9 protein-coding genes are annotated in these 10,129 nt (G+C 68.6%); 2 read left to right on the top strand and 7 right to left on the bottom strand.

The window, feature by feature from the left end; genetic code table 11:
- Positions 1–251: 251 nt before the first annotated feature.
- The 3 genes from ABZV34_RS21655 to thyX form a co-directional block, all read right to left on the bottom strand.
- Positions 252–1,937 (bottom strand): ribonuclease J, encoded by a 1,686-nt coding sequence (locus tag ABZV34_RS21655; RefSeq protein WP_356278896.1) that lies wholly within the window; start codon positions 1,935–1,937, stop codon positions 252–254.
- Between the two features lie 137 nt (positions 1,938–2,074).
- Positions 2,075–2,974 (bottom strand): 4-hydroxy-tetrahydrodipicolinate synthase, encoded by a 900-nt coding sequence (dapA, locus tag ABZV34_RS21650; protein WP_356278893.1) that lies wholly within the window; start codon positions 2,972–2,974, stop codon positions 2,075–2,077.
- A 210-nt stretch (positions 2,975–3,184) separates the two neighbouring features.
- The gene (gene thyX / locus ABZV34_RS21645) at positions 3,185–3,925 is read right to left on the bottom strand and encodes an FAD-dependent thymidylate synthase (RefSeq protein ID WP_356278890.1); all 741 of its coding nucleotides are present in this window, start codon (positions 3,923–3,925) and stop codon (positions 3,185–3,187) included.
- Between the two features lie 176 nt (positions 3,926–4,101).
- On the opposite strand from thyX, the gene ABZV34_RS21640 reads away from it, so the two are divergent.
- Positions 4,102–4,341, top strand: coding sequence for a hypothetical protein (locus ABZV34_RS21640; protein ID WP_356278887.1), 240 nt, complete (start codon positions 4,102–4,104; stop codon positions 4,339–4,341).
- 89 nt (positions 4,342–4,430) lie between these two features.
- Entirely contained in the window at positions 4,431–4,988 is a 558-nt protein-coding gene (locus tag ABZV34_RS21635; RefSeq protein ID WP_356278884.1) for a hypothetical protein, read from the top strand.
- Positions 4,989–5,075: 87 nt separating this feature from the next.
- Here the strand turns inward: ABZV34_RS21635 and ABZV34_RS21630 are convergent, their stop codons facing one another.
- From ABZV34_RS21630 to ABZV34_RS21615, 4 genes are all read right to left on the bottom strand, one after another.
- Positions 5,076–5,531 carry a hypothetical protein gene (locus ABZV34_RS21630; protein ID WP_356278881.1) on the bottom strand — a complete coding sequence of 152 codons (456 nt, stop codon included), beginning with the start codon at positions 5,529–5,531 and terminating at the stop codon, positions 5,076–5,078.
- 81 nt (positions 5,532–5,612) lie between these two features.
- On the bottom strand, positions 5,613–6,365 hold the full coding sequence (gene dapB, locus ABZV34_RS21625; RefSeq protein WP_356278878.1) for a 4-hydroxy-tetrahydrodipicolinate reductase: 753 nt from the start codon (positions 6,363–6,365) through the stop codon (positions 5,613–5,615).
- Positions 6,366–6,391: 26 nt separating this feature from the next.
- Positions 6,392–7,771, bottom strand: coding sequence for a pitrilysin family protein (locus tag ABZV34_RS21620; RefSeq protein ID WP_356278876.1), 1,380 nt, complete (start codon positions 7,769–7,771; stop codon positions 6,392–6,394).
- Entirely contained in the window at positions 7,768–9,987 is a 2,220-nt protein-coding gene (locus ABZV34_RS21615; RefSeq protein WP_356278874.1) for a polyribonucleotide nucleotidyltransferase, read from the bottom strand. The genes ABZV34_RS21620 and ABZV34_RS21615 overlap by 4 nt, the downstream gene beginning before the upstream one ends.
- Between the last annotated feature and the right edge of the window lie 142 nt (positions 9,988–10,129).

Genomic DNA, 10,129 nt, shown 5'->3' with positions numbered 1-10,129 from the left:
GTTTCCGACTCTATCAGACCGTTTCCGTATCCGATTTCCTCGGCGCTTTCCAGGTTTCCGCTTTCGCGTTTCCCTTTCCGGCGGTTCCGACTTTATCAGAGATTCTGAGTCGGAATTTCCGTCCCGCTCGGGGTGGTCCAGGCACACGATCGTTCCCGGGTTCCCGTTCAGGCGGAGACGTAAACGTACTGGAGCGGGGCGCCCCGATGCAAATCGAGGCGCCCCGCTCCAGGTTGGCGCGTGCGAGGGTGTCAGACCTCGACGACGACCGGCAGGATCATCGGCCGCCGGCGGTAGTTGTCCGAGACCCACTTGCCCAGCGTGCGGCGGATGAGCTGCTGCATCTGGTGGGGCTCGACCACGCCGTCCTGGGCCGAGCGTTCGAGGACCTCGGTGATCCTCGGGACGACGTCCGTGAAGGCGGAGTCCTCGATGCCCGAACCGCGGGCGTGCATGTGCGGACCGCCAGTGATCTTGCCCGTACTGGCGTCCATCACCACGAAGACCGAGATGATGCCCTCGTCCCCGAGGATCTTGCGGTCCTTGAGCGCGGGCTCGCCGACACCGCCGACCGAGAGGCCGTCGACGTACACGTAACCCGCCTGCACCTTGCCGGAGATCTTGGCCTTGCCACCGATGAGGTCGACGACGACGCCGTCCTCGGCGATGACGATGCGGTCGTGGGGTACGCCGGTGAGCGCGCCCAGTTCGGCGTTGGCGCGCAGATGACGCCATTCGCCGTGGACCGGCATCAGGTTCCGCGGTTTGCAGATGTTGTAGAAGTACAGCAGCTCGCCCGCCGAGGCATGCCCGGAGACGTGCACCTTGGCGTTGCCCTTGTGGACGACCTTGGCGCCCCAGCGGGTCAGGCCGTTGATGACGCGGTACACCGCGTTCTCGTTGCCCGGGATGAGCGACGAGGCCAGGATCACCGTGTCGCCCTGGACGATACGGATCTGGTGGTCACGGTTGGCCATCCGGGAGAGCGCGGCCATCGGCTCGCCCTGCGACCCCGTACAGACGAGGACGATCTCGTGGTCCGGGAGGTCGTCCAGTGTCTTGACGTCGACGACCAGGCCCGGCGGGACCTTCAGATATCCCAGGTCGCGCGCGATGCCCATGTTGCGGACCATCGAACGGCCGACGAAGGCGACCCGGCGGCCGTACTCGTGGGCCGCGTCCAGGATCTGCTGGATGCGGTGCACATGGCTGGCGAAGCTCGCCACGATGATGCGCTTGCTGGCGCCGGCGAAGACCTGGCGCAGCACGTTCGAGATGTCGCGCTCGGGCGGGACGAAACCGGGGACCTCGGCGTTCGTGGAGTCCGAGAGGAGGAGGTCGATGCCTTCCTCGCTCAGGCGCGCGAAGGCGTGCAGGTCCGTGAGACGGCCGTCCAGCGGGAGCTGGTCCATCTTGAAGTCGCCGGTGTGCACCACCATGCCCGCGGGGGTGCGGATGGCGACCGCGAGGGCGTCCGGGATGGAGTGGTTGACCGCCACGAACTCGCAGTCGAAGGGGCCGATGCGCTCGCGGTGGCCCTCCGCGACTTCGAGGGTGTAGGGGCGGATGCGGTGCTCCTGGAGCTTCGCCTCGATCAGCGCGAGGGTCAGCTTGGAGCCGATCAGCGGGATGTCCGGCTTTTCACGCAGGAGGAACGGGACACCACCGATGTGGTCCTCGTGGCCATGTGTGAGGACGATGCCCTCGATGTCGTCGAGGCGGTCCCTGATGGACGTGAAGTCCGGCAGGATCAGGTCGATTCCGGGCTGCTCCTCCTCGGGGAAGAGCACTCCGCAGTCGACGATCAGCAGACGGCCGCCGTATTCGAAGACGGTCATGTTCCGGCCGATTTCACCGAGGCCGCCGAGCGGGGTGACCCGCAGGCCCCCCTGGGGAAGCTTGGGCGGCGGGCCGAGTTCGGGATGCGGATGACTCAAAAGACTCTCCTCACCACACACGCCACGTACCTGGCAAGGCACGCGGCGTGCATGACGTTCGTGCAGTAGCTGTTGTTTGTGTGGGGTGCAGGCCGCCGGCCTGCGTTGTCGTACGTATTCAGTTGTGAAGTCCGTGCTTAGAGCTGTACCCCGCCGGCAGCAAGATCGATCTTGAGCTGAGCGGTCTCCTCGGGTGACAGTTCGACCATCGGGGCGCGCAGCGGTCCGGCGGGCAGCCCCTGGAGGGTGAGCGCGGCCTTCGTCGTCATGACGCCCTGGGTGCGGAACATCCCGGTGAAGACCGGAAGCAGCTTCTGGTGGATCTCGGTGGCCTTCTGCACGTCGCCGGCGACATAGGCGTCGAGCATGGCGCGCAGCTCCGGCGTGACGACGTGGCCGACGACCGAGACGAAGCCGGCCGCGCCCACGGAGAGCAGCGGAAGGTTCAGCATGTCGTCGCCGGAGTACCAGGCCAGCCCGGAGCGGGCGATGGCCCAGCTGGCCCGGCCGAGGTCCCCCTTGGCGTCCTTGTTCGCGACGATGCGCGGGTGCGCGGCCAGGCGGACGATGGTCTCCGTGCTGATCGGCACGCCGCTGCGGCCGGGGATGTCGTAGAGCATCACCGGCAGTTCGGTGGCGTCGGCGATGGCCGAGAAGTGCCGGTACAGGCCCTCTTGCGGGGGCTTGTTGTAGTACGGCGTGACGGTCAGCAGGCCGTGCGCGCCCGCCTTCTCGGCGGCGCGGGCGAGCTCGATGCTGTGGTGGGTGTCGTTCGTACCGACGCCCGCCACGACATGGGCGCGGTCGCCGACCGCCGCCAGCACGGCCCGTACGAGATCCGATTTCTCCGCGTCGCTGGTGGTCGGTGACTCGCCGGTGGTGCCGTTGACGATCAGGCCGTCGTTGCCTGCGTCCACCAGGTGGGTGGCGAGCCGCTGGGCACCGTCGAGGTCGAGTGCGCCGTCCGCCGTGAAGGGCGTGACCATAGCGGTGAGGACCCGTCCGAAGGGGGTCTGCGAAGTGGAGGTCGGAGCCATGGGTAACACGCTACTCGCTGCTCAGGGCGGGGTCTGCCCACGGGGGACACGACAAAGCGGGACAAATGCGGAGCCCGGCACTGCCTGCTCGGGGGTTCAAGCAGTGCCGGGTCCGTTTGATCAGGCTAGATGAACTTCTCGAAATGCCGCAATACGGACACCTCGCTCGGCTGATCCGTACATCTGTGCCGGAAGGCGCGCGGGAGCGCTCTACGGCGCCACCCGGCCGTTGGCGTTGAAGGCCGCGTACGTGAGCGGCATGAGCCTCGCCCACTCCGATTCCATCTTCTCGCCGACCATCTCGATCTCCCGCTGCGGGAAGGACGGGACCCTGGCGAGCTCGTGCTGGGTGCGCAGCCCGAGGAAGTGCATCAGGGAGCGCGCGTTGCAGGTGGCGTACATCGACGAGAAGAGACCGACCGGGAGGACGGCGCGGGCCACCTCGCGGGCGACGCCGGCCGCGAGCATCTCCTGGTACGTCCGGTACGACGCACGGTACGAGTCCTCCATGGCGCCCGAGACGAGTTCGCGCTGCTCCTCGGTGCCCTCGACGAACACGTACTTGCCGGGACGGCCCTGCTGGACCAGTTTGCGCGACTCGTCCGGGACGTAGAAGACCGGCTGGAGCTCCCTGTACCGGCCCGACTCCTCGTTGTAGGACCAGCCCACGCGGTGCCGCATGAACTCGCGGAAGACGAAGATCGGGGCGCTGATGAAGAACGTCATCGAGTTGTGCTCGAAGGGGCTGCCGTGCCGGTCCCTCATCAGGTAGTTGATCAACCCCTTCGAGCGCTCCGGGTCCTTGCCCATCTCGTCCAGGGATTGCTCCCCGACGGTGGAGACACGGGCGGCGAACAGCACGTCGGAGTCGGCCGCGGAGTGCTTCACCAGCTCGACGGTGACATCGCCGCGGAGGTCGATCTTGAGATCGTCGGGGGGGGTGTCGGTCACGATTCGGGGGGTCCTTCCATCACAGCTTGCAACGCGGCCACTCTACGGTGCGCCGATACCAGGGCGTTCGGGCCTTGCCGCTATGAAATCGGCGAAACTGGGCACCAACAAGGGCGTTCGTACGTCTGTATTGGTGACAGAGATTCCTTCGAGACTCCAGAGGAGACGCAGTCCTCATGTTCCGTCGGCGCGAGCCTGTACCGTTCGCCTTCATCGCCGAAGCCGACAACTTCCGCAGCAATGTCACTCCCCCACCGCGTGAGCGGGCCTCCGCCGGCCAGATAGCCGGGCGGTGGCTCACGGGACTCACCCTGGTCGCCGGGCTCGCGGGGTCCCTGATCCTCGGCATGCCCGCCCTGTCGCAGGATCCGTCACCCGCCCACACGCAGCACTCCGAGGCGTCGGACGGCCGCTGACTCTTCCGGACCCCCAGGGTGGTGAGCGGGGACCCGGCTCGATAGCCTCACCGGGCATAGCCCATGCGTGGATTGAGTGAGGATCAGTCGTGCCCCTGCCCTTCCTGACGGCGGACCGTGCTTTTGACGAGGCTGCGGACGATCTCGCCCTGCCGTTCGACGACCGCGACCAATGGCGGCGCCCCTACCGGCCAGGCCCGTGGCGGGTGGCATTCGCCGCGCTGATTCTGCTGCTCGCGTCCTATGTGCTGGTGGCCACCGTGATCACCGCGTTCGCGGGGAGCCGCTCCGGCGCTGTGGTCTGTCTGCTCGTCGCCGTGCTCGTCGTCCTGAGCGCGTTGCGGCTGCTGCGGATGGGCGTCTGGGTGAGTGCCCGGGGGCTGCGCCGCGTGGGTTTCCTCACCACCAGTACCGCGCCCTGGCCGCAGGTCGTGGCCGTGCGCACCGTCCAGCAGCCGGTGCGCTGGCTCGGGCTGCCGCGCACGGTGCAGGGGCAGGCGCTGGTCCTGGTCCGCAGGGACCGGCCGGCCGATGCCGTACCACCGCTGCTGACCTCGCACAACTCCGACTTCCTGGCACGCACGGAAGCCTTCGACCGGGCGGCGGACGCCGTCGAGGTCTGGGCCGACGAGTACCGGTTGGGCTGAGCCGAGGGCCGAACGCGTACGAAGGGGCCGGACCGCATCGTGCGGGCCGGCCCCTTCGCCGTGTCACCCGGGCATCCGTCGGGTGTCTCAGGCCTCCGCCGGGGGCCTGCCCTCGCGCAGGGCGATCGCCCGTTGCATCGCCCTGCGGGCGCGCGGGGTGTCCCGGGCGTCCTGATAGGCGACGGCCAGGCGGAACCAGCTGCGCCAGTCGCCGGGCGCGTCCTCGGTCTCGGCCTTGCGCCGGGCGAAGACCTCGTCGGCCGAGTCGCGGTCGATACGGCCGCCCGCGGTGCGCCGTAGCTCGTCGACCGGCAGACCGCCCTCGGCGTCGAGTTCCGCGGCGAGCCGGTTGGCCTTGCGCACGAACTGCGTGTTCTTCCAGAGGAACCAGATTCCGATGACCGGCAGGATCAGCACCGCGATGCCGAAGGTGACGGTGATCAGGGTGCCGTTCTGGATGAGCAGCACGCCACGGCTGCCGACCAGGACGAAATAGACGACCAGGACGGCCGCCGTGACGGCGTAGGTGATCTTCGCGCGCATGTCTGCCAGGTGTCCGTGTCCGTCAGTGTCCGTCGATGTCCGTCGGTGCTCGCCCGTGCTCGTCCGTGCCTGTCCCTCGGCTCAGCCGAGGTCCAGGAAGTGTTCCAGGCCGAAGGTGAGGCCCGGCGTGCTCACGACACGGCGGGCACCGAGCAGGATGCCCGGCATGAAGCTGCTGTGGTGCAGCGAGTCGTGGCGGACGGTGAGGGTCTCGCCGTCGCCGCCCAGCAGGACCTCCTGGTGGGCGAGCAGACCGCGCAGCCGGACCGAGTGCACCGGGACGCCGTCGACGTTCGCCCCGCGGGCGCCGTCGAGAGCGGTGACCGTGGCGTCGGGCTGCGGGGCGCTGCCCGCTCGCTCCCGGGCCGCGGCGATGAGCTGGGCGGTGCGCGTGGCGGTGCCGCTCGGCGCGTCCGCCTTGTTCGGGTGGTGCAGCTCGACGACCTCGACGGACTCGAAGTACGGCGCGGCGATCTCGGCGAACTTCATGGTCAGTACGGCGCCGATGGAGAAGTTCGGGGCGATGAGCACCCCCGTCTCCGGCGACTCGGCCAGCGACGTGGTGAGCTGTGCGAGGCGTTCGTCGGTCCAGCCCGTCGTACCGACCACCGCGTGGATGCCGGCTCGGACGCAGAAGTCGAGGTTGCCCATCACCGAGTCCGGCGTGGTCAGCTCGACCGCGACCTGCGCGCCGGCCTCGACGAGCGTCTCCAGCCGGTCGCCCCGGCCCAGGGCGGCCACCAGCTCCATGTCCTCGGCGGCCTCGACGGCTCGTACCGCCTCGGCCCCGATCCGGCCCTTGGCACCGAGGACCGCCACGCGCAGCTTGCTCATTGCTTCGTTCCTAACAGAGACGGGATTTACGCGACCGCTTCGTGCAGACGGGCCGCCTGCTTGTCCTTGAGCGGACCGATGACCGACAGTGAGGGCCGCTGTCCCAGGATGTCGTGGGCGATCGCACGGACCTCGTCCGGGGTGACCGACGCTATCCGGGCCAGCATGTCGTCGACCGACATCTGTTCGCCCCAGCACAGCTCGCTCTTGCCGATACGGTTCATCAGCGCGCCGGTGTCCTCGAGGCCGAGGACGGTGGAGCCCTGGAGCTGGCCGACGGCGCGGCCGATCTCGTCGTCCGACAGTCCGTGCTCGGCGACGTGGTCGAGCTCGTCGCGGCAGATCTTGAGCACGTCGTGGACCTGGCTCGGCCTGCAGCCCGCGTACACGCCGAAGAGGCCGCAGTCGGCGAAGCCCGAGGTGTACGAGTACACGCTGTAGGCCAGACCGCGCTTCTCGCGGACCTCCTGGAAGAGGCGGGAGGACATGCCGCCGCCAAGGGCGGTGTTGAGGACGCCCAGGGCCCAGCGGCGCTCGTCGGTACGGGCGAGGCCGGGCATGCCGAGGACGACATGGGCCTGCTCGGTCTTGCGGCCGAGCAGTTCGACGCGGCCGGCGGTACGGATGGCGCGGCGGCCGTCGCGCGGGGCGATCGGCTCGGCGGCGGCCTCCCGGAGGGCGCCCGCCTTCTCGAAGGCGGCACGGACCTGGCGTACGACCTTGTTGTGGTCGACGTTGCCCGCGCAGGCCACGACCAGATGGGTCGGGTCGTAGTGCTTCTTGTAGAAGCGGCGGATGCGGTCCGCGCCGAGGGCGTTGACCGTGTCGACCGTGCCGAGGACAGGTCGGCCGAGGGGAGTGTCGCCGAGCATGGTGTGCGCGAACAGGTCGTGCACGCAGTCGCCCGGGTCGTCCTCGGTCATCGCGATCTCTTCGAGGATCACACCGCGTTCGGCGTCCACGTCGGCCTGCTCGATCAGCGAGCCGGTGAGCATGTCGCAGACCACGTCGATGGCGAGCGGGAGGTCGGTGTCGAGCACGCGCGCGTAGTAGCACGTGTACTCCTTGGCCGTGAACGCGTTCATCTCGCCGCCGACCGCGTCGATGGCGGACGAGATGTCCAGGGCCGACCTGCGGCTCGTGCCCTTGAAGAGCAGGTGCTCCAGGTAGTGGGTGGCGCCGTTCAGCGCCGGCGTCTCGTCGCGGGAGCCGACGTGGGCCCAGATCCCGAAGGTCGCGGAGCGGACGGAGGGCAGCGTCTCGGTGACGATGCGCAGGCCGCCGGGGAGGGTGGTCTTGCGGACCGTACCGATGCCGTTCTCGCCCTTGATGAGGGTTTGGGTACGGGCGACGGCCCGCGCCTCCGAAGAGGTGCGGGCCGTCGTCGTGGAGCTACGAGACGTCACTGGTCGGTGTCGTCCTTCTTGTCGTCGTCGTCGCCTTCGCCCTCGATCACGGGGATGAGGGAGAGCTTGCCGCGGGAGTCGATCTCGGCGATCTCGACCTGGACCTTGTGGCCCACACCGAGGACGTCCTCGACGTTCTCCACACGCTTGCCGCCGGCGAGCTTGCGGATCTGCGAGATGTGCAGCAGACCGTCCTTGCCCGGGAGCAGCGACACGAACGCGCCGAAGGTCGTCGTCTTCACGACGGTGCCCAGGTAGCGCTCGCCGACCTCCGGCATGGTCGGGTTGGCGATGCTGTTGATCGTGGCGCGGGCGGCCTCGGCGGCCGGGCCGTCGGCGGCACCGATGTAGATGGTGCCGTCGTCCTCGATCGTGATCTCGGCGCCGGTGTCCTCCTGGATCTGGTTGATCATCTTGCCCTTGGGGCCGATGACCTCACCGATCTTGTCCACGGGGATCTTGACGGTGATGATCCGCGGGGCGTTCGGGGACATCTCGTCCGGCGTGTCGATCGCTTCCATCATCACGTCGAGGATGTGGAGGCGTGCGTCGCGGGCCTGCTTGAGGGCCGCGGCCAGGACGGAGGCCGGGATGCCGTCCAGCTTGGTGTCGAGCTGGAGGGCGGTGACGAACTCCTTGGTGCCGGCGACCTTGAAGTCCATGTCGCCGAAGGCGTCCTCCGCACCGAGGATGTCGGTGAGGGCGACGTAGTGCGTCTGGCCGTCGATCTCCTGGGAGATCAGGCCCATGGCGATACCGGCGACGGGGGCCTTGAGCGGCACACCGGCGTTCAGCAGCGACATGGTGGAGGCGCAGACCGAGCCCATGGACGTCGAGCCGTTGGAGCCGAGGGCCTCGGACACCTGACGGATCGCGTAGGGGAAGTCCTCGCGGGAGGGCAGGACCGGCACGATCGCGCGCTCGGCGAGCGCGCCGTGGCCGATCTCGCGGCGCTTCGGGGAACCGACGCGGCCGGTCTCACCGACGGAGTACGGCGGGAAGTTGTAGTTGTGCATGTAGCGCTTGCGGGTCACCGGGGAGAGGGTGTCCAGCTGCTGCTCCATCCGGAGCATGTTGAGGGTGGTGACGCCCAGGATCTGGGTCTCGCCACGCTCGAACAGCGCCGAGCCGTGCACGCGCGGGATGGCCTCGACCTCGGCGGCGAGCGTACGGATGTCCGTGACGCCACGGCCGTCGATGCGGACCTTGTCCTTGATGACGCGCTCGCGGACCAGCTTCTTGGTCAGCGAGCGGTACGCGGCGGAGATCTCCTTCTCGCGGCCCTCGAACTGCGGGAGCAGCTTCTCGGCGGCGATCTCCTTGACGCGGTCCAGCTCGGCCTCGCGGTCCTGCTTGCCGGCGATGGTGAGCGCCTGGGCGAGCTCGCTCCTGACCGCGGCGGTGAGGGCCTCGAAGACGTCGTCCTGGTAGTCCAGGAAGATCGGGAACTCGCCGGTCGGCTTGGCGGCCTTCGCGGCGAGGTCCGACTGCGCCTTGCACAGGACCCTGATGAAGGGCTTCGCGGCGTCGAGACCGGCGGCCACGACCTCCTCGGTCGGCGCCTCGGCGCCACCCTGGACGAGCGTGATCGTCTTGTCGGTGGCCTCGGCCTCGACCATCATGATCGCGACGTCGCCGTCCTCCAGGACGCGACCGGCGACGACCATGTCGAAGACGGCGTCCTCGAGCTCGGTGTGCGTCGGGAACGCGACCCACTGGCCGTTGATCAGCGCGACGCGGACGCCGCCGACCGGGCCGGAGAAGGGCAGACCGGCCAGCTGCGTGGACGCGGAGGCGGCGTTGATCGCCACGACGTCGTACAGGTGGTCGGGGTTGAGCGCCATGATCGTGGCGACGACCTGGATCTCGTTGCGCAGGCCCTTCTTGAAGGACGGGCGCAGCGGGCGGTCGATCAGGCGGCAGGTGAGGATGGCGTCCTCGGAGGGACGGCCCTCGCGGCGGAAGAAGCTGCCGGGGATCTTGCCGGCGGCGTACATCCGCTCCTCGACGTCCACCGTGAGGGGGAAGAAGTCGAGCTGGTCCTTGGGCTTCTTGGAAGCGGTGGTGGCCGACAGCACCATGGTGTCGTCGTCCAGGTACGCCACGGCGGAGCCGGCGGCCTGCTTGGCCAGGCGGCCCGTCTCGAAGCGGATGGTGCGGGTGCCGAAGGAACCGTTGTCGATAACGGCCTCGGCGTAGTGGGTCTCGTTCTCCACTAGCGTTTTCTCCGATACTTTTCGTCTTTCGTCCCGTCCTGCCCGTGTGGCAGGGGGACGGTGGCGGAGAGGCGCTCCCGCTGGTGCTGGCCGGTCTTCGATCGAAGCACCCGGGGTCGCAATCTCCCGGGGGCCACTACCG

Source organism: Streptomyces sp. NPDC005195 (assembly GCF_040608315.1).
GTDB classification, from domain to species: Bacteria; Actinomycetota; Actinomycetes; order Streptomycetales; family Streptomycetaceae; genus Streptomyces; species Streptomyces kaempferi.
This window is presented reverse-complemented; position numbering and strand designations above follow the sequence as displayed.

Coding starts and splice junctions, on each gene's coding strand:
- dapB (WP_356278878.1), bottom strand. CDS start 6,365: ATGAGCAAGCTGCGCGTGGCGGTCCTCGGTGCCAAGGGCCGGATCGGG.
- ABZV34_RS21630 (WP_356278881.1), bottom strand. CDS start 5,531: ATGCGCGCGAAGATCACCTACGCCGTCACGGCGGCCGTCCTGGTCGTC.
- dapA (WP_356278893.1), bottom strand. CDS start 2,974: ATGGCTCCGACCTCCACTTCGCAGACCCCCTTCGGACGGGTCCTCACC.
- ABZV34_RS21640 (WP_356278887.1), top strand. CDS start 4,102: ATGTTCCGTCGGCGCGAGCCTGTACCGTTCGCCTTCATCGCCGAAGCC.